At 72.0% G+C, this 25,955-nt stretch carries 23 protein-coding genes; 8 read left to right on the forward strand and 15 right to left on the reverse strand.

Translation table 11 applies throughout. The annotated features are described in order from the left end of the window. The first annotated feature begins 83 nt into the window (after window positions 1–83). The gene (locus SCAB_RS37550; RefSeq protein WP_013005259.1) at window positions 84–1,673 is read left to right on the forward strand and encodes an alpha/beta hydrolase; all 1,590 of its coding nucleotides are present in this window, start codon (window positions 84–86) and stop codon (window positions 1,671–1,673) included. 233 nt (window positions 1,674–1,906) lie between these two features. Here the strand turns inward: SCAB_RS37550 and SCAB_RS37555 are convergent, their stop codons facing one another. Further along, window positions 1,907–2,626 carry a lysophospholipid acyltransferase family protein gene (locus SCAB_RS37555; protein WP_013005260.1) on the reverse strand — a complete coding sequence of 240 codons (720 nt, stop codon included), beginning with the start codon at window positions 2,624–2,626 and terminating at the stop codon, window positions 1,907–1,909. A 478-nt stretch (window positions 2,627–3,104) separates the two neighbouring features. Between SCAB_RS37555 and SCAB_RS37560 the strand changes: the two genes are divergently transcribed. Continuing rightward, on the forward strand, window positions 3,105–5,261 hold the full coding sequence (locus tag SCAB_RS37560) for a SpoIIE family protein phosphatase (RefSeq protein ID WP_037727760.1): 2,157 nt from the start codon (window positions 3,105–3,107) through the stop codon (window positions 5,259–5,261). Window positions 5,262–5,289: 28 nt separating this feature from the next. Here SCAB_RS37560 and SCAB_RS37565 read toward each other — a convergent pair whose 3' ends face one another. From SCAB_RS37565 to SCAB_RS37580, 4 genes are all read right to left on the reverse strand, one after another. Beyond that, window positions 5,290–5,568, reverse strand: coding sequence for a hypothetical protein (locus SCAB_RS37565; protein WP_013005262.1), 279 nt, complete (start codon window positions 5,566–5,568; stop codon window positions 5,290–5,292). Window positions 5,569–5,788: 220 nt separating this feature from the next. Continuing rightward, the gene (gene rocD, locus SCAB_RS37570; protein ID WP_013005263.1) at window positions 5,789–7,015 is read right to left on the reverse strand and encodes an ornithine--oxo-acid transaminase; all 1,227 of its coding nucleotides are present in this window, start codon (window positions 7,013–7,015) and stop codon (window positions 5,789–5,791) included. Window positions 7,016–7,074: 59 nt separating this feature from the next. Then, window positions 7,075–7,905, reverse strand: coding sequence for a dimethylargininase (gene ddaH / locus SCAB_RS37575; protein ID WP_061335578.1), 831 nt, complete (start codon window positions 7,903–7,905; stop codon window positions 7,075–7,077). A 123-nt stretch (window positions 7,906–8,028) separates the two neighbouring features. Further along, complete coding sequence (locus tag SCAB_RS37580; RefSeq protein WP_013005265.1) at window positions 8,029–8,520, reverse strand: Lrp/AsnC family transcriptional regulator; 492 nt, start codon at window positions 8,518–8,520, stop codon at window positions 8,029–8,031. A 100-nt stretch (window positions 8,521–8,620) separates the two neighbouring features. On the opposite strand from SCAB_RS37580, the gene SCAB_RS37585 reads away from it, so the two are divergent. The 4 genes from SCAB_RS37585 to SCAB_RS37600 all read left to right on the forward strand — a co-directional run bounded on the left by SCAB_RS37585 (window position 8,621) and on the right by SCAB_RS37600 (window position 12,936). Further along, window positions 8,621–9,388 (forward strand): LytR/AlgR family response regulator transcription factor, encoded by a 768-nt coding sequence (locus SCAB_RS37585; RefSeq protein ID WP_013005266.1) that lies wholly within the window; start codon window positions 8,621–8,623, stop codon window positions 9,386–9,388. A 9-nt stretch (window positions 9,389–9,397) separates the two neighbouring features. Further along, window positions 9,398–9,757 (forward strand): hypothetical protein, encoded by a 360-nt coding sequence (locus tag SCAB_RS37590; protein WP_013005267.1) that lies wholly within the window; start codon window positions 9,398–9,400, stop codon window positions 9,755–9,757. A gap of 67 nt (window positions 9,758–9,824) precedes the next feature. Continuing rightward, window positions 9,825–11,570 carry a sodium/solute symporter gene (locus SCAB_RS37595; RefSeq protein ID WP_013005268.1) on the forward strand — a complete coding sequence of 582 codons (1,746 nt, stop codon included), beginning with the start codon at window positions 9,825–9,827 and terminating at the stop codon, window positions 11,568–11,570. 145 nt (window positions 11,571–11,715) lie between these two features. Next, complete coding sequence (locus tag SCAB_RS37600; RefSeq protein WP_013005269.1) at window positions 11,716–12,936, forward strand: sensor histidine kinase; 1,221 nt, start codon at window positions 11,716–11,718, stop codon at window positions 12,934–12,936. 19 nt (window positions 12,937–12,955) lie between these two features. Here the strand turns inward: SCAB_RS37600 and SCAB_RS47900 are convergent, their stop codons facing one another. From SCAB_RS47900 to SCAB_RS37635, 7 genes are all read right to left on the reverse strand, one after another. After that, window positions 12,956–13,111: a hypothetical protein gene (locus SCAB_RS47900; protein ID WP_013005270.1), complete on the reverse strand. Its 156-nt coding sequence runs from the start codon at window positions 13,109–13,111 to the stop codon at window positions 12,956–12,958. A 14-nt stretch (window positions 13,112–13,125) separates the two neighbouring features. Continuing rightward, the gene (locus SCAB_RS37610; protein ID WP_013005271.1) at window positions 13,126–15,093 is read right to left on the reverse strand and encodes a protein kinase domain-containing protein; all 1,968 of its coding nucleotides are present in this window, start codon (window positions 15,091–15,093) and stop codon (window positions 13,126–13,128) included. Between the two features lie 16 nt (window positions 15,094–15,109). Continuing rightward, window positions 15,110–16,846 carry a PASTA domain-containing protein gene (locus tag SCAB_RS37615; protein ID WP_013005272.1) on the reverse strand — a complete coding sequence of 579 codons (1,737 nt, stop codon included), beginning with the start codon at window positions 16,844–16,846 and terminating at the stop codon, window positions 15,110–15,112. A 159-nt stretch (window positions 16,847–17,005) separates the two neighbouring features. After that, the gene (locus tag SCAB_RS37620) at window positions 17,006–17,950 is read right to left on the reverse strand and encodes a cytochrome c oxidase assembly protein (protein ID WP_037727562.1); all 945 of its coding nucleotides are present in this window, start codon (window positions 17,948–17,950) and stop codon (window positions 17,006–17,008) included. A 116-nt stretch (window positions 17,951–18,066) separates the two neighbouring features. After that, entirely contained in the window at window positions 18,067–19,092 is a 1,026-nt protein-coding gene (locus tag SCAB_RS37625) for a 6-phosphofructokinase (RefSeq protein ID WP_013005274.1), read from the reverse strand. A gap of 244 nt (window positions 19,093–19,336) precedes the next feature. Beyond that, the gene (locus tag SCAB_RS37630) at window positions 19,337–20,068 is read right to left on the reverse strand and encodes a type 1 glutamine amidotransferase (protein WP_013005275.1); all 732 of its coding nucleotides are present in this window, start codon (window positions 20,066–20,068) and stop codon (window positions 19,337–19,339) included. A 48-nt stretch (window positions 20,069–20,116) separates the two neighbouring features. Then, window positions 20,117–21,355 (reverse strand): Mur ligase family protein, encoded by a 1,239-nt coding sequence (locus tag SCAB_RS37635; protein WP_037727563.1) that lies wholly within the window; start codon window positions 21,353–21,355, stop codon window positions 20,117–20,119. Window positions 21,356–21,507: 152 nt separating this feature from the next. Between SCAB_RS37635 and def the strand changes: the two genes are divergently transcribed. After that, a complete protein-coding gene (def, locus tag SCAB_RS37640) occupies window positions 21,508–22,047 on the forward strand; it encodes a peptide deformylase (RefSeq protein WP_173402943.1) in 540 nt (179 codons plus the stop codon). An 83-nt stretch (window positions 22,048–22,130) separates the two neighbouring features. Here the strand turns inward: def and SCAB_RS37645 are convergent, their stop codons facing one another. Then, window positions 22,131–22,787: a TetR family transcriptional regulator gene (locus tag SCAB_RS37645; RefSeq protein ID WP_013005278.1), complete on the reverse strand. Its 657-nt coding sequence runs from the start codon at window positions 22,785–22,787 to the stop codon at window positions 22,131–22,133. A 173-nt stretch (window positions 22,788–22,960) separates the two neighbouring features. On the opposite strand from SCAB_RS37645, the gene SCAB_RS37650 reads away from it, so the two are divergent. Continuing rightward, window positions 22,961–24,187 carry an acyl-CoA dehydrogenase family protein gene (locus SCAB_RS37650; protein WP_013005279.1) on the forward strand — a complete coding sequence of 409 codons (1,227 nt, stop codon included), beginning with the start codon at window positions 22,961–22,963 and terminating at the stop codon, window positions 24,185–24,187. A 111-nt stretch (window positions 24,188–24,298) separates the two neighbouring features. Here the strand turns inward: SCAB_RS37650 and SCAB_RS37655 are convergent, their stop codons facing one another. Both SCAB_RS37655 and SCAB_RS37660 read right to left on the reverse strand, forming a co-directional pair. Beyond that, the gene (locus tag SCAB_RS37655; RefSeq protein WP_013005280.1) at window positions 24,299–24,535 is read right to left on the reverse strand and encodes a DUF6213 family protein; all 237 of its coding nucleotides are present in this window, start codon (window positions 24,533–24,535) and stop codon (window positions 24,299–24,301) included. Window positions 24,536–24,560: 25 nt separating this feature from the next. Then, the gene (locus tag SCAB_RS37660) at window positions 24,561–25,946 is read right to left on the reverse strand and encodes an NADP-dependent succinic semialdehyde dehydrogenase (RefSeq protein WP_013005281.1); all 1,386 of its coding nucleotides are present in this window, start codon (window positions 25,944–25,946) and stop codon (window positions 24,561–24,563) included. Window positions 25,947–25,955 lie beyond the last annotated feature (9 nt).

Here is a 25,955-nt window from a genome sequence, read left to right on the forward strand (position 1 = left end):
CTCAGGTACCTGACAGGTACGAGGATCCCCGTGACCATGTCGCATCTTCGCAACGATGTACGGGGAGTTTCCTCTTGAGAGGTTTGAGGCCGACCAGAAGGGCGGCAGCGTTCGGCTCCGCCGGACTGCTCGTCACGGCGACGCTGATAGCGGGTGCCGTCGCCGCCCCCGTGGCAAGCGCCGCGGACGGCGCGCGAGCGCAGAACCGCGAGGCCAAGGGCGTCGCCCTCGCCGCCGAGAGGGCGGCGAAGAAGGGCATCGACTGGCAGGACTGCCCCGAGAGCTGGGGCCTGGAGAAGCCGATCAAGTGCGGCTGGGTCTCCGTGCCGCTGGACTACGCCAAGCCGAACGGCAAGCAGATCCAGCTGGCGGTGGACCGTATCGGCAGCACCGGTACGAAGGAGGAGCGCCAGGGCGCCCTCGTCTACAACCCGGGCGGCCCGGGCGGCTCGGGCCTGCGCTTCCCGCGCCGGGTCACCACCAAGGCCCCGCTGTGGGCCAAGACGTCCAAGGCGTACGACTTCGTGGGCTTCGACCCGCGCGGAGTCGGCAAGTCGGCACCGATCTCCTGCGTGGACCCGCAGGAGTTCGTGAAGGCGCCCAAGATGGACCCGGTTCCGGACTCCGAGGCCGACAAGCTCAAGCAACGCAAGCTCGCGGCCGACTACGCGGCGGGCTGCCAACAGCGCAGCGGCGAGATGCTGCCGCACATGACGACGCCGAACACCGCGCGTGACCTGGACGTCATCCGGGCCGCCCTGGGGGAGAAGAAGCTCAACTTCCTCGGTGTCTCGTACGGCACCTACATCGGCGCCGTCTACGGCACGCTCTTCCCGGACCACGTGCGCCGCATGATCGTCGACAGCGTGGTGAACCCCTCCCGCGAGAAGGTCTGGTACCAGGCCAACCTGGACCAGGACGTCGCCTTCGAGGGCCGGTGGCAGGACTGGACGAAGTGGGTCGCGCAGAACGACGCCACGTACCACCTCGGGAACACCCAGGCCAAGGTGCAGGCGAAGTGGCTGGAGCTGCGGGCCGCCGCGAAGAAGAAGCCGCTCGGCGGGCTGGTCGGCCCGGCCGAGCTGATCTCCTTCTTCCAGAGCGCCCCGTACTACGACTCCTCGTGGGCGCCCACCGCCCGGGTCTGGAGCAAGTACGCCGCCGGTGACACCCAGGCGCTGGTCGACGCGGCCGCCCCGGACCTCTCCGACACCGCGGGCAACGCGACCTCGGAGAACGGCAACGCCGTGTACACGGCGGTCGAGTGCACCGACGCCAAGTGGCCCACCAGCTGGCGGAAGTGGGACCGCGACAACACCAGGCTGCACCGGGACCACCCGTTCATGACCTGGGCCAACGCCTGGATGAACCTGCCGTGCGCCACCTGGGGGTCGAAGCAGTACACCCCGCTGAACGTGAAGACCAAGGCGGGCCTGCCGCCCGTCCTGATCGTCCAGTCCGAGCGGGACGCGGCCACGCCGTACGAGGGTGCCGTCGAGCTGCACAAGCGGTTCAAGGGCTCCCGGCTCGTCACGGAGCAGAACGCGGGCTCCCACGGTGTCACCGGCCTGGTGAACCCGTGCGTCAACGAGCGTGTGGACACCTACCTGCTCACCGGTGAGGTGGGCGGGGCCGACGTGACGTGCGCGCCGCACGCCACGCCCGCTCCGTAGGACCCGCCGCGGTTCCGTGACGTGACCGAGGTGACGGTGACCGAGGCGACGTGACGGAAGGGGGCGACCGGGACACCCCGGTCGCCCCCTTCTCCATGCCGCGCGCCCGGTCTGTCCCGTCGCCCCGATCTCCGGAGCACGTCGTGTCATGCCCCGGCCGTACGACGTCCGCATCCGGTCCACCGGGGTGCTCTGCTACCCGCAGAGCACCCCGGCCCTGGTCCGGGCACCGGTCAACTCAGCGGCATGCGCGGGAACCTGCGCTCCTTGGCCGCCGCGGCCTCCTCCGCCTTCACCACGGCCGCGTACTGGTCCACGTACTCCTGGTCGGAGAGCGACAGGATCGCGTACATGATCTCGTCGGTGATCGCGCGCAGCACGGCCTTCTCGCTCTCCATGCCCTCGTAGCGCGAGAAGTCGAGCGGCTTGCCGAAGCGGATGACGACGGGGTGGATGTTGGGGATGACCTTGCCCGGGGGCTGCGCCTCGAAGGTGCCGATCATGGCGCAGGGGATGACCGGCACCTTGGCCCTGAGCGCCATGACGGCGACGCCGACCTTGCCCTTGTAGAGGCGACCGTCGTGGGAGCGGGTGCCCTCCGGGTAGATGCCGAGGAGTTCGTCCTTGCTCAGCACACCGAGCCCCTCGCGGATGGCGGCCTGACCGGCCTCCTTGCCGGAGCGGTCGACCGGGATCTGTCCGGCGCTGCGGAAGAAGAACGCCGTCAGCCGGCCCTTGAGACCCGGACCGGTGAAGTACTCGGCCTTCGCCAGGAACGTGATCCTCCGCTTGAGGATCGCGGGCATCAGGAAGTGGTCCGAGAAGGACAGGTGGTTGCCCGCGACGATGGCCGCGCCCGTGGACGGGACGTGTTCGAGGCCCTCGATGCGAGGCCGGAAGACCAGTCGCAGCAGCGGACCCAGAAGCACGTATTTGAGCAGGTAATAGAACACGGCGTCTCCCTCGCGCTACCCGATCGACTCTGTGGACGTGTTCCGCCAGGGCACGGAAGACATGCGCGCTCGCGATCCCCCTGTGGGCAGGGCCCGTCCGCGGCCGGGTCCGATCGTGCTCACGCTGACTCCTCGCTGACGTCGCTGACGTTGCGTCAGGCGCCATGAGCGCTGGTGAGCCCCGTCCCGCGTGTCGACAGTGTGATCGTAGCCCGCCGTGCCGCGTCACCGGGAGCACCCGGAGGCGCCTACGTCGTCCCGTACGGACTTCTGGCCGAACCGCGTGGGCGGCGGGCGCGGGGTGTGCGGCCGGCCGAACGGCTCGAACCGCGGAGCGAGCGGCAGCGGAGCCGCTCCCCGCCCCCGGCCGTCCGACGGCGGGGAGCGCCGCGCGCCGGGCCGGCCGCGCTCCTGATCCACATGCCATAGCCCCCGTGCTGGCTTAGCGTCTGGATATGGGCGTCAGATGCTGCGCCGCATGACCGGGTCCGGTGGGCGTCCGGGTGCGGACGATCCGCTGGGCGAGAGCCTGGCGGCGGCGGTGCGCCGCACCGGTGCCCGCTTCGGCGGCGTCTACGTGCTGGATCCGGAGGAAACCACACTGGGCCTGATCGCGCTGTGCGGCGTACCGGTCGACGCCTTCGCGCCGTGGTGGAGGGCCCCCTACTCCGTGCACGGCCCGAGCCAGGACGCGGTCCGCAACGACCGGCTCGTCTGGGTCAGTTCCCTGGAGGAACTGGCCCGCTGCTATCCGCGCGTCGCGGCGGGCATCCCCTACCAGGTCGCGTTCGCCGTCCATCCGCTCGGCGGGATCCGGCACCGCAGGGGCGCGCTGCTGCTCGGGTGGGCACCCGGACGTTCCCCCCGGCTCAGCCGCCGGGAGCGCGGGAACATCGCCTTCAGCGCCCGCCGTGTCGCCCGGGTGCTGGACGCGCAGACCCTGCCGCCGGTCGTCCCGGACCGGCCCCGCTTCGTGCGGCCCCACCGCGACACCCCAGCCCCGCAGTCCGGACGCGCCGCGGCCGAGATGGTGGAACGTCTGCCGCTCGGCACCCTCGCCCTCGACCTGGGAGGCTGCGTCGCCTACGTCAATGCCGCGGCCGCCGACCTGCTGGGCAGACCGGCGGAACGCCTGCTGGGAACCCAGCCGTGGCAGTCACTGACCTGGCTCGACGACATCGCGTACATGGACGCCTACCGCACCGCCATGAGCAGCCGCGAGCCGGTCGCCCTGACCGTGGTGCGCCCACCGGGCCGCCGGCTCGATCTGCGCCTGCACACGGACGACGACGGCACCAGCGTGCTCATCTCCCCCCACCTCGCCTCCCGACCCCTCGGCGCGCGGCCCACGCCCGACCTCGGGTCCGTCTCGGGGGCCGGGTCGGCCGACACGCAGAACGCGCTCACCGGAACCCCGTCGCACAGCCGCATCCATCTGCTGATGGCCCTGGCGGCCGCCCTGACCGACACCCTCGGCGTCCAGGACGTCGTCGACCTCGTCGCCGAACGGATCCTGCCCGCGTTCGGCGCCCACGGCATGATCATGTCCACCGCCGACGCCGGCCGCATCCAGATCATCGGACACCGCGGTTACGACCCCGCCGTCATCGAGCAGTTCGACGGCATGCCCACGGACGCCGATCTCACGCCCGCCGGCCGCGTCCTGACCACCGGTGCCTCCGCGTTCTTCGCCGACCGGGGCGAACTGTCCCGCTTCTACCCCAGGGCCCCGCAGATCACCGACAAGCACGCCTGGGCCTTCCTGCCGCTGCTCAGCTCGGGGCACCCCATCGGCTGCCTCCTCCTCGCCTACAACGAGCCGCACCCGTTCACCGCCGGTGAGCGCTCGCTTCTCACGCCCCTCGCCGGGCTCATCGCCCAGGCCCTGGACCGCGCACGCCTCTACGACGCCAAGCACAACCTCGCGCACGCCCTCCAGCAGACCCTGCTGCCCCACGCCCTGCCCACCGTGGCCGGGCTCGATGTCGCCGCCCGCTATCTGCCCGCCAGCCACGGCATGGACATCGGCGGCGACTTCTACGACCTCATCCGTCTCACCGACACCACGGCCGCCGCGGTCATCGGCGACGTGCAGGGCCACGACATCACGGCGGCCGCCCTCATGGGCCAGGTCCGCATGGCCGTCCACGCCCACGCCACCGCCGGCGCCGCTCCCGACCAGGTCCTGGCCCGCACCGACCGCGACCTGGCCGACCTCAACGCCAGCCGCTTCGTCTCCTGCCTCTACGCCCACCTCGACCTCGGCCGCCGCCAGGCCACCCTCGCCAGCGCCGGACATCCGCCGCCGCTGGTGCGCCACCCCGACAGGCGCAGCCATCCGGTCGACATCCGCCCCGGCCCCCCGCTCGGCATCGGCGTCGGCAGCCCCGTCTACCCGCTCACCACGCTGTCCCTGGCCCCGGGGACACTGCTCGCCCTCTACACGGACGGCCTCGTGGAGGATCCCGGCACCGACATGAGCCGGACCATCGCCGACCTCGCCCAGCACCTCGGCCGGGCCGGCGACCTCCCGCTGCACCAGCTGGTGGACAGCCTGGTCCGCCACACCCGCCCCACCGGCCGGCACACCGACGACATCGCCCTGTTCCTGCTGCGGCCCCACCCCGCCGCCTGATCCGGCCGGAACGCGGTGTCCCGGCACGTCACATCTGGTGTTCGGGCCAGACGTAGTACGAGTCGAACGGGCCACCGCTGATGTGCACGAGCCGGACGAAACTCGCCGCCGTCAGTTCGCCCCGCGCCAGACGCCCGAGGTTCCGGGTGTCGACGCAGATGCCGTTGACCTTGTACTCGGGCTCCAGCAGCTCCCGGAAGAACCGTTCCGGGTCGGAACGCAACGCCTCCCAGTCCCCTTCGTCGAGGTCGATCTCGAACGCTTCGAGAGTCTGCGGCTCACCGTCGAATCCACGGACCGTCGCCATGACCTGTGTCCTTCCGGAGGGCTGAGGGGCTCCCCCCAGCCTGCGCGCCCGGCTCTCGACGGCAACTCGACGGCGGCCCTCCCGCGCCGGGCGGCCCTCCCGCGCCGTGCGGGCGTCCCGGGCACCCGCGGCCCCCTCACGGGCCCGGGGGTGTCCCCGCGCCCCTGTCCGGGACGCGGGAACGGGCGGTCTGCCAGGAGCCGTCCTCCGGTCCCCTCCGTCAGGAACCGGCCTCCAGGACCTCTCCCAACGTCCCCAGCGCGGACCGCAGTTCCGCGGCGGTGATGGTCAGGGGCGGGGCCAGGCGGATGGTCGAGCCGTGAGTGTCCTTGACGAGGATGCCCGCCGCCATGAGGCGCCGGCTGATCTCGCGGCCCGTGCCGATCGCGGGGTCGACGTCGACGCCCGCCCACAGCCCGCGCGCCCGGAAGCCGACCACGCCCCGGCCGACCAGTTCCGTCAGCCCCTCCCGCAGGACCCCGCCCAGCTCGGCGGCCCGCTGCTGGAACTCACCGGTGCGCAGCAGTTCGACCACCGCCGAACCGACCGCCGCCGCGAGCGGGTTTCCGCCGAACGTCGAGCCGTGCTCGCCCGGACGCAGCACCGACAGCACCTCCCGGCGGGCCACCACGGCCGACACGGGCACGATGCCGCCGCCGAGCGCCTTGCCGAGCAGTACGGCGTCGGGCAGGACGTCCTCGTGCTCGACGGCGAGCGTACGGCCGGTGCGGCCGAGGCCCGACTGGATCTCGTCCGCGACGAACAGACAGCCGGTGCGGCGGGTCAGCTCGCGCACCCCGCGCAGATACCCGTCGTCGGGGATGAGCACGCCCGCCTCGCCCTGGATGGGCTCGATCAGCACCGCGGCCGTCGTCTCGTCGATCGCCGCCTCCAGCGCGGCGAGGTCGTTGTACGGGACCACCCGGAAACCGGGGGTGAAGGGCCCGAAACCGTCACGGGCCACCGGGTCGGTGGAGAAGCTGACGATGGTCGTCGTACGGCCGTGGAAGTTGTCGGCGGCGACGACGATCGTGGCCCGGTCGGCGGGGACGCCCTTCACCTCGTATGCCCACTTGCGGGCCACCTTGATCGCGCTCTCCACTGCCTCGGCGCCGGTGTTCATCGGCAGCACCATGTCCAGCCCGGTCAGCTCGGCCAGGGACGCGGCGAACCCGGCGAGCCGGTCGTGGTGGAAGGCCCGCGAGGTGAGGGTGAGCGTGTCGAGCTGGCGGTGCGCGGCGTCGATCAGCGCCGGGTGGCGGTGGCCGAAGTTGAGGGCGGAGTATCCGGCCAGCATGTCCAGATAGCGGCGGCCCTCGACGTCCTCCACCCAGGTGCCCTCGGCGCGGGCCACGACCACGGGCAGCGGGTGGTAGTTGTGCGCGAGGACGGGCTCCTCGGCGCGGATGAGGTCGGCCGACGAGCGCGTGGGGGCGGGAGCGGTCATGAGCGGACCTCCATCGGTCAGGGGGCGGATCGCACGAACCGGGCGGCGGGTCTCCCGGGTCACGGGCGGATCTCCTGGGTGACGCACTTGATGCCGCCGCCGGCCTTCTGGAACTCCGACAGGTCGACGGGGACGGGAACGTAGCCCAGCCGGGTGAGCCGGTCGGCCAGATCCTTGGCGCGGGGCGAGATGAAGACGTGGCGGCCGTCGGAGACCGAGTTCAGGCCGAACGCCATGGCGTCGTCGCGGGTCGCGATCACCGCGTCCGGGTAGAGCCGGGCGAGGACGGCACGGCTGCCGGGGGAGAACGCCTCCGGGTAGTAGGCGATGTTGCCCGCCGAGCCGTCGCTCCCGTCGTCGAGGACGAACAGCGCGGTGTCCAGATGGTAGAAGCGCGGGTCCACGAGCTGCAGACTGATCACCGGGACGCCGAAGAACTCCTGCGCCTGGCGATGGGCCTCGCGGGTGGTGCGGAAGCCGGTCCCGGCGAGCAGATAGCGGCCGGTCGGCACCAGGTCGCCCTCGCCCTCGCACACCGACTCGGAGCGCAGCACGTCGTACCCGGCGCCCTGGAACCAGGCGTCGTACGCGGTGGACTCGGGGCGCCGCTCGGGCGCGTGGAACAGCGAACCGAGGACCCGGCCGCCGAGGACGAGCGCGCAGTTGGCCGCGAACACCATGTCGGGCAGCGCCGCCACCGGCTCCACGGTCTCCACGGTGTGGCCGAGGGTGCGGTAGGCGTGGATCAGCTCCCGCCACTGGTCCTGGGCCAGATCGACGTCCACGGGGGTGTCCGGGTGCATCCACGGATTGATCGAGTACTGCACGGCGAAGTGTCTGGGTTCGCAGACGAGAAAGCGCCGAAGGCGCGGCACACGGGTGTCGGGCACAGAGGGTTTCTCCGCTTCCTGACGGGTGTCGACGGGGATGACACCACGGTAAGAATCAGGCCAGGCGCACGACAAGAAACGAACGTTGCGTGTTCGCGCAGTAATGCTGCGTGTCGGCTCGGCTCAGCGCACGTTCGCTGCGTCCTGGGTGGCCCCGGCCTCCGGAGCCTCCGGCAGCAGGTGCGACAGCACCATGTAGCTGATCGTCTTCCGGATGAACGGCTCGGTGCGGATCCGCTCCAGCACCTCCTCGAAGTGCTCCACGTCTATCGCCCGGACGTGCAGCAGGGCGTCCGCGCCGCCGGTCACCGTCATCGCCGCCGTGATCTCCGGATGGTTGCGCACGACCTCCGCGAGCCGACGGGGCGGCGCCGCGCCCTCGCAGTACACCTCCACGTACGCCTCAGTGCGCCAGCCGAGCGCGGCCGGCTGCACGGTCGCCGTGAACCCGGTGATCACCCCGGTCTCGCGCAGCCGGTCCACCCGCCGCTTCACCGCGGTGGCCGAAAGGCCGATGGCCGCCCCGATCTCGGCGAAGCTGGTCCTCGCGTTCGCCATCAACGCCGTGATGATCTTGCGGTCGAGTTCGTCGAACGCCGCGGACTTGCTGCTCATGCGGGCACTGTATCCAGGGAGGGGCCCCGCGGCCCCCGCTGCGAAGGGTCCGGCGCGCGCCCGTGTGCAGGCGTACGAATTGCTCCTACACTCCACGTTCATGCTGCGCGCGCTCGCCGTCGATGACGAGAAACCCTCGCTGGAGGAGTTGCTGTACCTGCTGAACGCGGATCCACGGGTCGGCAGCGCCGAGGGAGCGAGCGACGCCACCGAGGCACTGCGGAGGATCAACCGTGCCCTGGAGTCCGGGCCCCAGGGGCCGGAGGCGATCGACGTCGTCTTCCTCGACATCCACATGGCCGGCCTCGACGGCCTCGACCTCGCCCGTCTCCTCACCGGCTTCGCCCGCCCCCCGCTCGTCGTCTTCGTCACCGCGCACGAGGGCTTCGCCGTCCAGGCGTTCGACCTCAAGGCCGTCGACTACGTCCTCAAGCCCGTCCGCCGGGAGCGTCTCGCCGAGGCGATACGCCGGGCCGCCCAGCTCCGTGACACGGCGACCGCCACGGCCCCGCCGATCCCCGTCCACGAACCCGACCCCGACGAGATACCCGTCGAACTCGGCGGCGTCACCCGCTTCGTCGCCGTCGCCGACATCACGCACGTGGAGGCCCAGGGCGACTACGCCCGGCTCCACACCCCCCAGGGCAGCCACCTCGTCCGCATCCCCCTGTCCACCCTCGAGGAGCGCTGGCGCGCACGCGGGTTCGTGCGCATCCACCGCCGGCATCTCGTCGCCCTGCGGCACGTCGGCGAACTCCGCCTGGACGCGGGCACGGTGAGCGTCCTCGTCGGCTCCGTGGAACTCCAGGTCAGCCGCCGCCACGCACGCGAGCTGCGCGACCTGCTGATGCGCCGGACCACGGGCTGAGGAGCCGCCATGCCCCACGACCCCGCCGAACGCCGTGTCGTCGTCACCGGAGTGCCCCGCCGCACCCGGCGCGGCTCGGGCCATCACCGCCCGCGCACCGAGATCGACGAACAGACCACCCTCGGCCACACCTACGTCCGCTCCCTCATGCGCAGCCAACTCCGCGCCGCCCTCGCCGTGTTCGCGGTCCTCGTCCTGCTGGTCGCCCCGCTGCCCCTGGTCTTCGCCGCGATGCCGGACGGCGCGGGCATGGAGTGGGCCCTGCTCGGCTTCGGCGTCTACCCGCCGCTGGTCCTCCTCGCCCTCTGGCACGTACGCCGCGCCGAACGCAACGAACAGGACCTCGTCCGGCTCGTCGAGGACCGCTGAGGACCGCGGTGGAGACCGGGGCGAGGCCGACAGCGAACCGAGTGAACGAGGAGACCGGAAGCAAGGCATGAACGAGAACTACGCCGTCCCCGCGGTCGCCCTCGTCGTCGTGGCGACCGTCTTCGTCGGCGCCTTCGGCCTGCGCATCTCCCGCACCACCTCCGACTTCTACGTCGCCTCCCGCACCGTCGGCCCCCGGCTCAACGCGGCCGCGATCAGCGGCGAGTACCTGTCCGCCGCCTCCTTCCTCGGCATCGCCGGCCTCGTCCTCGTCCAGGGCCCCGACATGCTCTGGTACCCGGTCGGCTACACCGCCGGATACCTCGTCCTGCTGCTGTTCGTCGCCGCCCCGCTGCGCCGCTCCGGCGCCTACACGCTGCCGGACTTCGCCGAGGCCCGGCTCGCCTCCAAGACCGTACGGCGGCTCGCGGGGGCCTTCGTCGTCGGCGTGGGCTGGCTCTACCTGCTGCCCCAACTGCAGGGCGCCGGACTCACGCTGAGCGTGCTCACCGACGCGCCCGCCTGGCTCGGCGGCGTCATCGTCGCCGTCGTCGTCTGCGCCACCGTCGCCGCCGGAGGCATGCGCAGCATCACCTTCGTCCAGGCGTTCCAGTACTGGCTGAAACTCACCGCCCTGCTCGTCCCCGCGCTCTTCCTCGTCCTCGCCTGGCAGGCCGACGGGGCCCCGCGGCACGCCTTCGACGAGCCCGCCGAGTTCCGTGAGCAGCGTGTCGTCCGTGTCGACGAGACCCTCGACCTGAAGCTCGCCGGCCCGCTCACCGTCACCGTCACCGGCACGATCGACGGCCGCCGCCACGACGACCGGCGGGTGGACCTGTCCGCCGGCACCCACCGCGTCGACCGGGGCACCCGGCTGACCTTCGGCAAGGGCGACACCGTCCCCGTCGCCGACCGGGGCACCAACGGCGGCATGTCCACCTCCCTGGCCGCCGGCCGCGAGGAACGTCCCCTGTACGCCACCTACGGGCTGATCCTCGCCACCTTCCTCGGCACCATGGGCCTGCCCCACGTCGTCGTCCGCTTCTACACCAGCCCGCACGGTGTCGCCGCCCGCCGCACCACGGTCGTCGTCCTCGCCATGATCGGCTTCTTCTACCTCCTGCCCCCGGTCTACGGGGCCCTCGGCCGGCTCTACGCCCCCGACCTCACCCTCACCGGAGACGCCGACGCGGCCGTCCTCCTCCTCCCGGACCGGATGATCGGCGGCCTCGGCGGAGACCTCCTAGGGGCACTGGTCGCGGGCGGTGCCTTCGCCGCGTTCCTGTCCACCGCCTCCGGCCTGACCATGGCGGTCGCCGGGGTGCTCACCCAGGACGTCCTGCCCGCACGCGGCGTCCGGCACTTCCGGCTCGGCACGCTCCTCGCCATGGCCGTGCCGCTCGCGGCGAGCGGCCTGGTCGGCGGGCTGCCCGTCGCCGACGCGGTCGGGCTCGCCTTCGCGGTGTCGGCGTCCTCCTTCTGCCCGCTGCTCGTCCTCGGCATCTGGTGGCGGCGCCTGACCCCGCCGGGGGCCGCCGCGGGCATGCTCGTCGGCGGCGGCGCGGCGCTCCTCGCGGTCGCCGCGACCATGGCCGGATACCCCGGCACCGGCACCCTCCACGCCCTGCTGGCCTGGCCCGCGCTCTGGTCCGTGCCGCTCGGCTTCCTCACGATGGTCCTGGTGTCCCTGGCCACCCCCGGCAGGATCCCGGCGGAGACACCGGCCATCCTGGCGCGCTTCCACCTCCCGGAGGAACTCGTCGGCGGCCGGACCCGGGCGGCGACCAAGGAGATCGAACTGTGGCGCCGCTGAGGGCCGGGAGGGCCGGCGGTCGCCGGAGGGCGGGCCCGGAGCCGGCAGGGCCGGGCGTGCCCGCCCGGGGCGGGGGAGCGAGGGAAGGGAACCCACGAGCGGTGAGCGGTGTACCACATGCGGGAGGTGAGCGATGAGCGCTGAAGTGACCGGGTTCCTCGCGGGGTTCTGCGTGGCCCTGCTTCCCGTGCTCGCCGCCGGGTTCTGGCTCGGCCGCCGCACGGCCCGCCCGCGCAACAGCCTCGGCGGACTCGGCACGCCCGTCGAGCACGCCACCTTCCAGACCCTGCACACCGCCAGCCTCGCGGCGCCCCCGCTGCGGGCCGGCCTCACCGAGGAGACCGCCCGAAGATCCGCCAAACGGCTGCGCACCCTGCTCGGCACGGACGCGCTCTGCCTCACCGACCACGAGTCCGTCCTCGCCTGGGAAGGTGTGGCCGAGCACCACCGCGCCGACATCATGGGCAGACTGGCGGGCCCCCTGGAGACCGGCCGGGGCGAGGCGTTCCCGCTGACCTGCGACATCCTCGACTGCCCGGTGCGCTGGGCGGTCGTCGCCCCCCTCACGGTCGACGACCGCGTCCACGGGGCCCTCGTCGCCTGCGCGCCCCGCGAGTCCGCCGTGCTCGTCCGCGCGGCCGGGGAAGTGGCCCGCTGGGTCTCCGTCCAGCTCGAACTGGCCGACCTCGACCAGTCCCGCACCCGCCTGATTGAGGCCGAGATCAAGGCCCTGCGTGCCCAGATCTCCCCGCACTTCATCTTCAACTCGCTGGCGGTGATCGCCTCGTTCGTCCGCACCGACCCCGAGCGCGCCCGTGAACTCCTGCTGGAGTTCGCCGACTTCACCCGCTACTCGTTCCGCAGACACGGCGACTTCACCACCCTCGCCGACGAACTCCACGCCATCGACCAGTACCTGGCGCTGGTCCGGGCCCGCTTCGGCGAGCGGCTCTCCGTCACGCTCCAGATAGCCCCCGAGGTCCTCCCCGTCACCCTGCCCTTCCTCTGCCTCCAGCCCCTCGTGGAGAACGCGGTGAAGCACGGACTGGAGGGCAGGACGGTGGCCGCCGCGGGCAAGAGCCACATCAGCATCACCGCCCAGGACGCGGGAGCCGAGGCCCTCGTCGTCATCGAGGACGACGGCGTCGGCATGGAACCGGAGGTGCTCCGCCGCATCCTGGCGGGCGAGACCAGCCCCTCGGGCGGCATCGGCCTCAGCAACGTCGACGAGCGGCTGCGGCAGGTCTACGGCGACGACCACGGCCTCGTCATCGAGACCGCGGTCGGCGCGGGTATGAAGATCACCGCCCGGCTGCCCAAATTCCAGCCGGGCGTACACCCGGACGGGGGAATGCCCCGGGTCTGAGGAGCACGGGGCGTGAGCCTCAGGTGCGCGACGCCACCATCCCCAGCGTCAGCAGGCCCAGGAAGACCCATCCGAACCACAGCCAGCCATTGCTGCCGAGCGCCACCGAGTAGGCCGTCACCGCGACCAGCCCACCGACGGTGAGCACCCCCATGGTCTTCGTCGAACCGGGCATCGCAACACCCTTCGTCAGGCTTCTTCTCCCTCCATGGTGCCCCCACTACCGGAAATGACAGTGCAGACGACGAAATGCGCTCCTTTTTCCCAGCCGTCCTCGCTGATCCAGAAACCGGAAGCGGTGATGCCGGGCTCGTGGCCGTACTGCCGCGGCGGCATGTTCCGCACACAGGCCGCGAGGGCCCGGTCCTGCGCCGCGTCGTAGGTGGTCGATGGGCTCATCTCGTAGAAGCCGAGGACCTTCTGGCGGTGGCGGTCGTGGCAGGAGACCAGCCTGATCCGGTTGCTGGAGATCGGGTCGAGACAGTCCTGCTTCTGCAGGGTGGCCACGTCCACCAGCACCGTCTCACCCACCGTCCGGTACGCGCCGATCGGCCCGTAGACCGGCCTGCGCTCGCCCAGCAGGAGACAGGCGACCCGGTGCCCGGCGGCGTCGAAGCCGTCGGCGGTGGGCAGGACGGCGAAAGTACGGACGTCCACAAGTTTCTCGCGGGCCTCCCCCGTGAGCTGCTCGCACCGGGCGGCGCCGCCCGTCCTGGCGTCCTCGGCGGACGACGCCTCGTAGGAGGCCATCACCTGGCCGTCCATCGCGCGCCCCGCGCACGCGGGCACCACCCGCAGCCGGGCGGCGTCCTCGAAGGGCGTGCCGGCCCAGGTGACGTCCACACAGTCGCCGTCCCTCAGCGGCTCCACGAGCCCCACGGCCCGGCCGTACGGCAGCTCGGTGCTCAGGGTGTCGGCGCTGCCGTCCAGCGCACCCCGCAGGTCCCTCAGGTTCTCCACGGCCTGCCACGCCCCGGCGACCACCAGGGCCAGTCCGAGCGCGGTGGCCAGTCCCGCGAGAAGGGCCCGGAGGCGGTGCCGGCGCACCCGCCCGCCTGCGCCGGGACGGTCGCCGGCGGTCCGCGGAGGCGGGGCAGGCTCCGTGCCCCCGGACGAACGGCGCTCCGGCGGGGACCAGCCGTCCTGCCCGCCGGGCCCGTCCGACGGGGCGTGCCACGGTGGCCCGGGCGCGGGGCGGGGGAGGGCGGGACCCCCCGGTCCGGCCGGTGCGGGCGCGTGCGCCCACCGCGGTCGCGGGCCGGGGACGGGCCCGGTGCGGGGGCGGGTCTCGGGCGTGACGATCGCGGAGAGCGCGGCCTCGGTGTCCGCCGCGGTGATCCGGTGCGCGGGATCCTTGGCGAGCATGGCGGTCAGCACCGGCTCCAGCGCACCGGCCCGCAGCATGGGACGCGGCTCGTCCAGGACGATGGCGGTCAGCGCCGCGATGTCGGAGCCACGGTCGAAGGGCCCGTACCCCTCGACGGCCCGGTAGAGCGTGCAGCCCAGCGAGAACAGGTCGGACGCGGCGGTCGGCTGCCCGCCCTGCGCCCGCTCCGGCGCGAGATACCCGGCGGTCCCGACCAGGACGTGCGACCGGGTGTGCCGGGTCTCCTGGGTGTCGGGCTGGACGGAGATGCCGTAATCGGTGAGCAGGACGCGCGCGTACGGCGACCCGGTGCGGTCCGGGGCGAGCAGGATGTTGGCCGGCTTGACGTCCCGGTGCATCACGCCGCGCTCGTGCCCGGCGGTCAGCGCGTCCAGCACGGCCAGCCCGATCCGGGCGCACTCCGCGGGCGCGAGGGCGCCGTGCCGGTCGACGAGGGCCTTGAGGTCGAGGGCGCCCGGGACGTACTCCATGACGATCCACGGCAGCGCGTCGTGTTCCAGGACGTCGTGCACGGTGACCACGTTCGGGTGGGCGCGCAGACCGGCGGCGTGCCGGGCCTCGGCGCGGGCGCGGGCCACCCGGGCCGTGCGCTCCTGCTCGGCCTCGTCCGGACCGCCGAACACGACCTCCTTGAGCGCCACCTCGCAGTCCAGCCGGCGGTCGTGCGCCAGCCAGACCTGGCCCATGCCGCCGCTGCCCAGCCGGTGCAGCAGCCGATACCGGTCGGCGATGACCCGGCCGACCCCCGACTGCGGTGCTTCTGACTGCATCGGTCCCTCCCGGGGTTCAGATCCGTACGGGCGGCTGGGCCGGGACCTCCACAGGGAGGCCCGGCCACCTGGGCGCTCCCGTCGGGTCCGTCGGGTCCGTCGGGGCCCCGGGCTCGGGAGCGGCCGGCGCTCTGCTCGACGTGGACAGACCGGACGCCGACGAGGGAGACGAGGGAACGGACGGGCTCGGCGTGGGATCGGGCTCCGGCGCAGGCTTCTCGAAGGACGTGGACGGCGACGGCATGAACGATGTACCGCCCGTCGTCGGGGGAGTGACCGACTCTGCGGGCGCAGACCCGCCGGCCACCGACCCGCCGGCCACCGACCCGCCGCCCGGCGACCCACCGTCCGACGGCCCGCCACCCGGCGGTCCACCGTCCGACGGGCCGGAGCCCGACGGGCCGGAGCCCGACGGGCCGGAGCCCGACGGGCCGGAGCCCGACGGGCCGGAGCCCGACGGGCCGGAGCCCGACGGGTCCCCGTCCGAAAAGCCGGTCCCCGACGTCGTCCCTCCCCGCGAGCTTCCGCCGGCCGACGGCGAGGACCCCCCGCCCGCAGGGGGCGTGTTTGGCGTGTTCCCGTCCGTCGGCGTCGACCCGCTCTCCGACGGAGCCCCGCCGGCCGGCGAGCCCCCGCTCTCCGACGGCTCGGTCGGCCCGAGCCTCGTGGATCCCGGTCCCGGCCCGGAGGACGAACCCGGTTCCGAACCTGGGGCTCCCGATCCCGAGCCCGGCCCCGAGGACCCCGGCTCCCCGCTGCTCTCCTCCGCCGTCCCGCCCGGCTCCTCCACCCGCAGTGCCACCGCGGCGCCGAACTCCAGCTCGGCGCCCGGCCCGGGACTGGACCCCGTCACCGGCGTGTCGTCCGGCGGCAGCTCGCCCCCGGCGACCGTCGCCGCCAGGCCCCTGTCCGCCAGGGCCGCGCTCGCCTCGCCGAACGTCATGCCCCGCACCGTCGGTACGGCCTGCCGTGCCCGCGCGTCGAACGTCGTGTCGGACTCTCCCGTGGTGCCGACCGCCCGGCTGATGCCCCGGTCCGGGTCCTCGACATCGACGAGTTTGATCTCCTTCAGTCGCTCGGGGGCGGGTTCGACGACGACCACGCCGGACGCGTCGTAGCCCTTCCACTCCTTGTCGCCCGGGAATTCCACATCGATGCGTCCGGGGTCCGCGTCGAACGCGCGCAGCGGATTTCCGCAGCTGCACTTCACGGCGGGCAGCCCCTGGTCGTCGACCAGGACCGCGATTCCGGCCTCCAGGAGCGCGTCGAAGGGAACGGCCCTGCCCTTTTTGTAGTCATGGTTCTTCACGAGGGTGTCGTGGCGCAGGAGAACGGGGGTGAGTGAATCGAGATAACGTCCGATGCCGTCGGCTTTCACCCCGGTGACGCGGGCCCATTCCTGAGCTTTTTTCTCGTTCTCGGGGGCGGCGAGGAAATCCTCCAGCTTGCGTACGTCGCAGACCGTGGGTTTCTGCGTGCCCCCGTACAGGCCGGGCGCGTTTCCCTGCTGCAGACCGCTGTGCGGTGTCAGGGGCGTCAGCCGGGGCTCGTCCCGGCCGAGCTGTTCGCCCTCGTCGAAGAAGGGCGCGAGGGACGCGACCCCGGCGGCCACCGCCTTCACCGCGAGCAGCGAGGGGGCCGAGTCACCGCACCCGCCGAGGAGCAGCGCGCCGCACAGCGCGACGGCGATCCTCCGGGCAGCCGATTTCCCGGCCTTTCGTAAATGTGTTCGTGGGCACACATGAATGGTCATGGCCGCTCCCCCCGGCGGTTTCCCCTGTCGCCCCGCAGGGTGGAAGCGGGGCGCAGGCATCATGCTACTGAAAGCAAAAGCCTTTTGGTCAAGGGGAATTGGGGAGAAGCGGGGGCCCGGCCTCGAACAAAGAAAGGGGACCCCGAAGGGGATTGCGGCTCAGCGACCGCGTGCGTCGAGTGAGGCGAGATAGGCGTTGTACGCCTCGAGTTCCTTGTCTCCGTCCCGGTCGGCCGCGCGGTCCGCCCGCCGGGCCTGCCGCTGCTCGGAGCCGTACCACTGGAACAGCAGCGCGAGCAGGACGAGCACCGACGGGATCTCGCTGAACGCCCAGGCGATGCCGCCGGCCGCGTTCTGGTCGGTGAGCGCGTCGATGCCGAGGGAGGCGGACGGGTTCTCGTACGTCTTCACCATCGGTGCGGACGCCATCATCAGCGCGATGCCGAAGAACGCGTGGAACGGCATGCCGGCGAACAGCTCCAGCATCCGCATCAGATAGCCGGGGCGGTGCGGGCCGGGGTCCACACCCATGATCGGCCAGAAGAAGAACAGACCCACCATCAGGAAGTGGGTCATCATCACGATGTGCCCGAGGGTCGACCCCATCAGGAAGTCGAAGATCGGGGTGAAGTACAGCCCGTAGAGGCTCGCGATGAACATCGGGATCGTGAAGGCCGGATGCGTGACGATCTTCATGTACCAGCTGTGCAGGAACATCAGCAGCAGCTCACGCGGCCCCTTGCGACCCCTGCCCGCCACCGGCAGCGCCCGCAGCGCCAGCGTGACCGGCGCCCCGAGCAGCAGCATGATCGGCGCCACCATGCTGACGATCATGTGCTGGACCATGTGCACGCTGAACATGACCATGCCGTAGTCGTTGAGCCCGGTGCACGTCACCAGCATCACCAGCAGCACGCCCGCGACGAACGCGACGGTCCGCCCCACCGGCCACTTGTCCCCGCGCCGCACGAGCCGTACGACGCCCCAGCCGTACAGGGCCAGCCCCGCCAGGCAGGCGACCAGGAAGAACGGGTCGGCCGACCACGCGAGTCCCCGCCCCAGGGTGAAGGGCAAGAGCCCCGTACCGTGCCCGCTGTGGTCCATCCGCCGGCTCCTGCTTCGTGGGGGGTTGTGCTGTCCTGTCCGCCCCCAGACTAGAACCGCCCCCGGTCGCGATCACGACCGGGGGCGGACCTCGCTCCTGAGCCCTCACCGGCCCCCTAGAGCACGCACTCCGCCTCGGCGTACCGCTCGTCCGGCACGGTCTTCAGCGTCTCCACGGCCTCGGCGAGCGGCACCATCGCGATGTCGGTGCCCCGCAACGCGGTCATGTTCCCGAACTCGCCCCGGTGCACGGCCTCCACCGCGTGCCAGCCGAACCGCGTCGCCAGCACCCGGTCGTACGCGGTCGGGGTACCGCCCCGCTGCACATGGCCGAGGATCACCGGCCGCGCCTCCTTGCCGAGGCGCTGCTCCAGCTCGACCGAGAGCTGGCGGGCGATCCCGGCGAAGCGCTCGTGCCCGTAGATGTCCTTGCCGCCCTCGTCGAAATCCATGGACCCGGCCTTCGGCTTGGCGCCCTCCGCCGCGACGACGATCGCGAACCGCTTGCCCGCCGAGAACCGCTCGGCGACCTTCGCGGTCAGCTCCTCGATGTCGAAGGGCCGCTCGGGGACGACGATGGCGTGCGCGCCGGCCGCCATGCCGGAGTGCAGCGCGATCCAGCCGGTGTGGCGGCCCATGACCTCCACGACCAGGACCCGCTGGTGGGACTCGGCGGTGGTCTTCAGCCGGTCCAGGGCCTCCGTGGCGACGCCCACGGCCGTGTCGAAGCCGAAGGTGACGTCCGTGACCGCGATGTCGTTGTCGATGGTCTTCGGCACGCCCACGACGGGCAGGCCGTTGTCCGACATCAGCCGGGCCGCCTTCAGCGTGCCCTCACCGCCGATGGGGATGATCGCGTCCAGACCGAGTTCCTCGACATGACTCTTGGCCCGCGCCACCCCGTCCCGCAGATGCGAGGGCTGGACCCGGGAGGAGCCGAGGATCGTGCCGCCGCGGGCCAGGATGCCGGCCACCGCGTCCAGGTCCAGCTTGAGGTAGTCGCACTCCAGCAGACCCTTCCAGCCGTCCCGGAAGCCGATGACCTCGTCGCCGTGGTCGACGACGGCGCGGTGCACGACGGACCTGATGACGGCGTTCAGTCCGGGACAGTCGCCGCCGGACGTGAGGACACCAATGCGCATAGCCCGAATACCTTCTCGACGTGGGCCGGGAACCGGACCACGCTGTCCGGCCGGAATCCCCGCCACCCTACCGGCGGCGGGGGCCCCGGCCGTAGCGGGCGTCCGCCTGCTGGACGCCCCCGCACAGGTGAGCGGAGCCCTGGTCAGACGGGCTTTCACACATGAGCGGGGGCCCTTTCGGACGGGCTTTCGTCCGGGCACTGAGGAACCGTTTCTCAGGCGCCTCGGCACCCGCCGTGACGTGCTAGGCGGGCTGCTGCTGGGCCGAGGAGATGCGCTCGTCGCGCAGCGCCTCGAACCAGCGGTCGTCGGTCGGCGGCAGCGCGTTCACGTCCAGCGCCAGCTTCAGCAGCAGATCCGCGATCTGCGGGTTCCGCGCCAGCACCGGCCCGTGCATGTACGTGCCGAACACGGTGTCGTTGTACGCGCCCTCCGTGCCGTCGCCCGTCCCGTTGCCCTTGCCGAGCCGCACGTTGGCGAACGGGCGGGCGGTGGGGCCGAGGTGGGTGACGCCCTGGTGGTTCTCGAACCCGGTCAGCTGCGGCAGACCGAGGCGCGGGTCGATGTCCGCGAGGACGTCGCCGACGCACCGCTCGCCCTCGCCGCGGGTCGTGGTCACGTCGAGCAGACCGAGGCCCGGCTCGCGCTGACCGAGGTCGTTGACGAACTCGTGGCCGAGGATCTGGTACCCGGCGCAGACCGCGAAGACGATCGCGCCGTTGTCGATCGCCTGGTACAGGTGCCGGTCCCGGCGCAGCCGCTCGGCGGCGAGCCGCTGCGGACGGTCCTCGCCGCCCCCGATCAGGTAGATGTCGCCGGAGGTCGGGATCGGCTGGTCGCTGCGCACGTCCAGCCGGGCCACGTCCAGGCCGCGCTGCCGCGCCCGGCGCTCGACGACGAGGACGTTGCCCTGGTCGCCGTAGGTGCTGAGCAGGTCCGGGTAGACCCAGACGACCCGCAGACTGTTGTCGCTCATGAAAGTCGGTGCCCCTCGGAGTCGTTGGCGTCGTGCGTCGTGGCGTGCTCAGTTGCCCACGCGGCGGCGCAGGTCCTGGAACGCGGTGTAGTTCGCGATGACCTCGATCCGGCCGGGCGGGCACATCTGCACCGCCTGGTCGAGGGTGTCGCAGACCTGGAAGTGCTGGTTCGCGACCTCCAGCCGTACCGCCAGGTCCAGCTTGCGGTCACCCAGCACGAAGATCGGGTGGCCGGTCAGCCGGGTGTAGTCGACGTCCCACAGCCAGGAGGTGTCGGTGCCGTCGGCGCCGCGCGCGTTCACCGACAGGATCACCGGCGACGGCGGCGGGTCGATCAGCGAGAACGTCTCCAGCCAGCCCGCCGGGTTCTTGGCGAGCAGCAGCCGCAGATCGCGCTGCATGAACTGCACCACGTCGTACCGTCCGGCGACCGCCTGGACCTGGTACATGCGCTCCAGGGCGACCTGCGGGGGCACGCCGAAGACGGCCGCCGTGGCGGCCGAGGAGGCGGCGTTGGCCTTGTTGGCGCGCCCCGGGAGCTGCAGATGGATCGGCCAGGCCGAGCCGTGCGGGTCCAGGACGTGGTCGCCGGAGAGCGCCCAGCTCGGCGTCGGGCGGCGGAAACCGCACTCGCCGCAGAACCAGTCGTCGCCGGGGCGCTGCATCACACCGCCGCAGGACGGGCAGGACCAGGCGTCGTCCTTCCACATCTGGCCGACCGCGACCCAGATCACGTTCGGGGACGACGAGGCCGCCCACACGATCAGCGGGTCGTCGCAGTTGGCCACGACCACGGCCTTGGTGCCGGCCAGGCCCTCCCGCCACGCCTCCGCCATCATGCGGGTCTCGGCGGCGCGGTCGAGCTGGTCGCGGGAGAGGTTCAGCAACGCGATGCACTTGGGGGCGGTGTCCCGCGCCACACCGGCCAGATACTTCTCGTCGACCTCGATGACCGCGAACTTCGAGTCCGAGTTCCCGGCGAGGGCCGAGGTGATGCCCGCGGGCATGTTGGCGCCGAGCGCGTTCGATACGACCGGGCCCGCGGCCCGCAGTGCCTCGGCGATCAGCCGGGTCGTGGTGGTCTTGCCGTTGGTGGCCGAGACCAGGACGACGTCCAGGCTCTGCGCGAGCCGCGCGAGGAGGTCGGGGTCGAGTTTCAGTGCCACCCGGCCGCCGATCACAGATCCGCTACCGCGTCCCGCGGCACGAGATGCCGCCGCGACCGCCTTGCCCGCCGTCACGGCCAGCTTGGCCCGCGGCGTGAGCGGGTCCGAGTTGCCTGCCATCAGTTCTCGATCCTCCTTGCGTACAGCGCCGCGCCCTGTCCCGGCAACGTGTGGACCGAAGCCTATCGAGATCCACTCACGTGCCCGAATCTCGACCGGGCCGTGAACACCGTCCGGACCGGAGATATCGGTCCGAACGTACCCTTGCGACCATGCGAAGCGGCTCGATTCCAGGCGCCAGAGGGCGCGTTCTCCCCCTGTCACTGCTCGGGGACCCCGTATTGCAGGCGCCCTGTGAAGAGGTGACGGAGTTCGGGCCCGAACTGGCGCGCCTTGTGGAGGACATGTTCGCGACGATGTACGACGCGCGGGGTGTGGGTCTCGCCGCGAACCAGGTGGGCCGGGCGCTTCGGGTGTTCGTATACGACTGTCCGGACGACGAGGACGTACGGCATCTGGGTCATGTCGTGAATCCCCGGCTCGTCTCGGCCGAGGGGATCGTACTGCGGGGGCCCGAGGGCTGTCTGTCCCTGCCCGGCCTGGAGGCGGGTGTGGAGCGGTACGACGAGGCCGCGGTGGAGGGGTTCACGGTGGACGGGGACCGGGTGCGGGTGTGGGGGAGCGGGTTCTTCGCACGGTGCCTTCAGCACGAGTGCGATCATCTCGAGGGCCGGGTCTACGCGGACCGGCTGTCGGGGTGGCGTCGGCGGCGGGTGCTGCGGAAGGCCGCGCGGGCGCCGTGGGGGCGGTGAGTCCGTCGGTGCGGGCGCGCCCCGTCAGGGGCGCGGGGTCCGGCGAGACCGGCCACGACGAGCCGGCACCCGCGGGGATGTCACTAGAAACCCGGGCCGCCGACCTTGTCGCCCGCGGCCGCCAGGCGGCCCCACAGGAGGTCGGCGAGGCTGCGGACCAACTCCGCCCGGGTGCAGGGACGTTCGCCGAGCCACCAGTCTCCGGCCGCGTGCATCATGCCGACGATGCCGTGGCCCCAGACGCGGGCGAGCCGATGGCTGTCGGGGCCGAGGTCGAGGCGCTCCTCTATGACCTTGCCGAGTTCCTCGCCCATGCGGCGCAGGAGCGGGGCGGAGTGCCTGCCGACGTCGAAGCCGTGGTCGCCGGGCTGGTCGCCCGGCTGCCCGGTCTCGGCGGGGTGCATGAGGAAGCGGTACACCTGGGGGCGGGCCTCGATGGCCGTCAGATAGGTGTCGAGGGTCGCCTCGACCCGTTCCCGGCGCTCTGCCGGGGCGTCCAGCGCGGCCCGCAGGGAGTCGAGGAGGGCGTCGGTGTGGCGCTGGGCGAGCGCGGCGTAGAGTCCGCCCTTGTCGCCGAAGTGGCGGTAGAGGATCGGCTTGGTGATCCCGGCCTCGGCGGCGATGGCGTTCATCGACGCCCCGGGGCCGTCGCGGAGCACCACCCTGTCCGCGGCCTCCAGCAGCTCGCGCCGACGGCGGTCGGCGGACCGCTCCTGGTCGGTCCGCTGCGTGGTGTCCATGAGTTACTCCCCCACATGCTGATGACGGTGACGCCCTGCGCAAACTAACACTGATTGGCACGACCCGATCGAACGGGCTACCGACCCCGACAGGGGAGTTGACTTTTCCTACCGGCCGGTAACAGACTTCAGTTACCGCAGGTAACATCTTAGTGCAGTGCTGGAGGCGCGTCATGGCCGAGTTCACCATGGAACTCAACGAGGAACAGCGGGAGGTCCGCGACTGGCTCCACGGGTTCGCCGCCGATGTGATCCGCCCCGCGGCCGCCGAGTGGGACGAGCGCGAGGAGACCCCCTGGCCGGTGATCCAGGAGGCCGCCAAGGTCGGCATCTACTCCCTCGACTTCTACGCCCAGCAGTACTTCGACCCGACCGGCCTCGGCATCCCCATGGCCATGGAGGAACTGTTCTGGGGAGACGCGGGCATCGCCCTCTCCATCGTCGGCACCGGCCTCGCCGCCGTGGGCGTCCTCGCCAACGGCACCGAGGAGCAGATCGGCACCTGGATCCCCCAGATGTACGGTGACGCCGACGACGTCAAGGTCGCCGCGTTCTGCTCCTCCGAGCCCGACGCCGGCTCCGACGTGGCGTCCATGCGCACCCGGGCCGTGTACGACGAGGCCAAGGACGAGTGGGTCCTCAACGGCACCAAGACCTGGGCGACCAACGGCGGCATCGCCAACGTCCACGTCGTCGTCGCCGTGGTCGACGCGCACCTCGGTTCCAAGGGCCACGCCTCCTTCATCGTCCCGCCGAACACCCCCGGTCTCTCGCAGGGCCAGAAGTTCAAGAAGCACGGCATCCGCGCCTCCCACACCGCCGAGGTCGTCCTGGAGAACGTACGCGTCCCCGGTTCCTGCCTCCTCGGCGGCAAGGAGAAGCTCGACGAGCGCCTGGCGCGGGCCCGCGAGCGGGCGAAGGCCGGCGGGGAGCGCGTGAAGAACGCGGCGATGGCCACGTTCGAGGCGTCCCGTCCGGCCGTGGGCGCGATGGCGGTGGGCACCGCCCGCGCCGCGTACGAGGTCGCGCTCGACTACGCCAAGACCCGGGAGCAGTTCGGCCGGCCCATCATCGACAACCAGGGCGTCGCCTTCCAGCTCGCGGACATGCGGACGTCCGTGGACGCGGCGCGGCTGCTGGTGTGGCGGGCGTCCTGGATGGCGATCAACGGCCGGCCCTTCACGGCGGCCGAGGGCTCGCAGTCGAAACTGTTCGCGAGCGAGACGGCGAAGAAGGTGACGGCGCAGGCGCTGCAGATCCTCGGCGGCAACGGGTACACCCGTGAGTACCCCGTCGAGCGCATGCACCGGGACAGCGCCATCTACACGATCTTCGAGGGCACGAGTGAGATCCAGCGCCTGGTGATCGCCCGGACCCTGTCGGGGATGCCGATCCGGTAGCGCCGCGGGAACGCACCGCGAAGGTCCCGCGGCCTCGTCACGACGCCCGGCGGCGGGACCCTGGGGCCCTTCTGACGGATCTCCGCGGCGTCGCGATCCGTCAGAAGGGCCCTAGCCGGAGGCGGCCCCGCTGCTGTGCGCGATGCATGCCACGTCGATGCGGTCCGCCAGCTTCGCCAGCTCGATCGTCAGTGCCGCGACCGTGTCCTCGTCGAGTTCCTCACCCGCCTCGACCAGGTGCAGCCACCGGCCGCCCACCGTCCGCAGCAGCTTGCTCACTTCGGCCGCGGACACCTGCAAGGTCCCGCGGTCGTCGACGATCAGAGGCAGAGTCACTTCGCGGTTCACAACGGGGATGGTAGCCGCGGAACGCTCACGCCCCGTGCCACACGGTGGTGATGTTGCAGAACTCCCGGATTCCGTGTCCGGACAGCTCACGCCCGTAACCGGAGCGCTTGACGCCGCCGAACGGGAACGCCGGGTGGGAGGCGGTCATCCCGTTGACGTAGACCGCGCCCGCGTCGAGGTCCCGCACGAACCGCTCCACCTCGGCGGGGTCCCGCGTCCACACGTTGGAGCTGAGCCCGAAGGGTGTGTCGTTGGCGATCGCGACGGCTTCGTCGAGGTCGGCGACCCGGTACAGCGTGGCGACCGGGCCGAAGGTCTCCTCCCGGTGGACGCGCATCTCGGGGGTGATGTCGGCGAGGACGGTCGGCGGGTAGAACCAGCCGGGCCCGTAGGGGCGTTCGGCGCCGCACAGGACGGTGGCGCCGCTCTCCACGGCCTCGTCGACCAGTTCCTGAAGGTCCTCGCGGCCCCGCTCGCTGGCGAGCGGGCCCACATCGGTCTCCTCGTCCAGCGGGTTCCCGACCTTCAGCGCCCGCATGGCCTCGACGAACCGCCCGGCGAACGCGTCGTACACGTCGGCGTGCACGATGAACCGCTTGGCCGCGATGCACGACTGACCGGTGTTCTGCACCCGGGCAGTCACCGCGGTCTCCGCCGCCTTGCCGACGTCGGCGGACGGCATCACCACGTAGGGGTCGCTGCCGCCCAGTTCCAGGACCGTCTTCTTGACCTCGTCGCCGGCCACCGAGGCGACGGCCCGCCCGGCCGGCTCGCTGCCGGTGAGCGTGGCGGCCTTCACCCGCGGGTCGCGCAGGATGTCCTCGACGGCCCCCGAGCCGACGAGCAGCGTCTGGAAGCAGCCCTCCGGGAAACCCGCCCGGCGGAACAGATCCTCCAGGTAGAGGGCGGTCTGGGGGACGTTCGAGGCGTGCTTGAGCAGGCCCACGTTGCCGGCCATCAGCGCGGGCGCGGCGAAGCGGATCACCTGCCAGAGCGGGAAGTTCCACGGCATCACGGCGAGCACCGGGCCGAGCGGCCGGCAGCGGACCAGGACACGGGACGCGCCCGAGTCCTTCACGTCCGAGTCGGACGGCTCCACGTCGGTGAGCAGCACCTCGGCGTGGTCGGCGTACCAGCGCATCGCCTTCGCGCACTTGGCGGCCTCGGCGCGGGCCTGCTTGACGGGCTTGCCCATCTCGGTGGTCATCACCCGCGCGACGTCCTCGGCGTCCGCGTCGAGGAGCTCGGCGGCCCGGCGCATCAGCCGGGCCCGCTCCGCGAACGACGTCGTCCGGTACGTACGGAACGTGCTGTCGGCGGTGGCGAGGCGCTGTTCGATCTCCTCCTCGCCGAGGGCGTCGTAGGTCCGAAGCGTTTCGCCGTTCGCCGGGTTGACCGTGGCGATGGGCATGGCTGACCT

Source organism: Streptomyces scabiei 87.22 (assembly GCF_000091305.1).
Taxonomy (GTDB): Bacteria; Actinomycetota; Actinomycetes; order Streptomycetales; family Streptomycetaceae; genus Streptomyces; species Streptomyces scabiei.

Bases quoted from the DNA above. Each gene is read 5' to 3' on its own strand.
- SCAB_RS37560 (WP_037727760.1), top strand. From the start codon at position 3,105: ATGACCGGGTCCGGTGGGCGTCCGGGTGCGGACGATCCGCTGGGCGAG.
- SCAB_RS37565 (WP_013005262.1), bottom strand. From the start codon at position 5,568: ATGGCGACGGTCCGTGGATTCGACGGTGAGCCGCAGACTCTCGAAGCG.
- rocD (WP_013005263.1), bottom strand. From the start codon at position 7,015: ATGACCGCTCCCGCCCCCACGCGCTCGTCGGCCGACCTCATCCGCGCC.
- SCAB_RS37580 (WP_013005265.1), bottom strand. From the start codon at position 8,520: ATGAGCAGCAAGTCCGCGGCGTTCGACGAACTCGACCGCAAGATCATC.
- SCAB_RS37585 (WP_013005266.1), top strand. From the start codon at position 8,621: ATGCTGCGCGCGCTCGCCGTCGATGACGAGAAACCCTCGCTGGAGGAG.
- SCAB_RS37590 (WP_013005267.1), top strand. From the start codon at position 9,398: ATGCCCCACGACCCCGCCGAACGCCGTGTCGTCGTCACCGGAGTGCCC.
- SCAB_RS37595 (WP_013005268.1), top strand. From the start codon at position 9,825: ATGAACGAGAACTACGCCGTCCCCGCGGTCGCCCTCGTCGTCGTGGCG.
- SCAB_RS47900 (WP_013005270.1), bottom strand. From the start codon at position 13,111: ATGCCCGGTTCGACGAAGACCATGGGGGTGCTCACCGTCGGTGGGCTG.
- SCAB_RS37610 (WP_013005271.1), bottom strand. From the start codon at position 15,093: ATGCAGTCAGAAGCACCGCAGTCGGGGGTCGGCCGGGTCATCGCCGAC.
- SCAB_RS37615 (WP_013005272.1), bottom strand. From the start codon at position 16,846: ATGACCATTCATGTGTGCCCACGAACACATTTACGAAAGGCCGGGAAA.
- SCAB_RS37620 (WP_037727562.1), bottom strand. From the start codon at position 17,950: ATGGACCACAGCGGGCACGGTACGGGGCTCTTGCCCTTCACCCTGGGG.
- SCAB_RS37625 (WP_013005274.1), bottom strand. From the start codon at position 19,092: ATGCGCATTGGTGTCCTCACGTCCGGCGGCGACTGTCCCGGACTGAAC.
- SCAB_RS37630 (WP_013005275.1), bottom strand. From the start codon at position 20,068: ATGAGCGACAACAGTCTGCGGGTCGTCTGGGTCTACCCGGACCTGCTC.
- SCAB_RS37635 (WP_037727563.1), bottom strand. From the start codon at position 21,355: ATGGCAGGCAACTCGGACCCGCTCACGCCGCGGGCCAAGCTGGCCGTG.
- def (WP_173402943.1), top strand. From the start codon at position 21,508: ATGCGAAGCGGCTCGATTCCAGGCGCCAGAGGGCGCGTTCTCCCCCTG.
- SCAB_RS37645 (WP_013005278.1), bottom strand. From the start codon at position 22,787: ATGGACACCACGCAGCGGACCGACCAGGAGCGGTCCGCCGACCGCCGT.
- SCAB_RS37650 (WP_013005279.1), top strand. From the start codon at position 22,961: ATGGCCGAGTTCACCATGGAACTCAACGAGGAACAGCGGGAGGTCCGC.
- SCAB_RS37660 (WP_013005281.1), bottom strand. From the start codon at position 25,946: ATGCCCATCGCCACGGTCAACCCGGCGAACGGCGAAACGCTTCGGACC.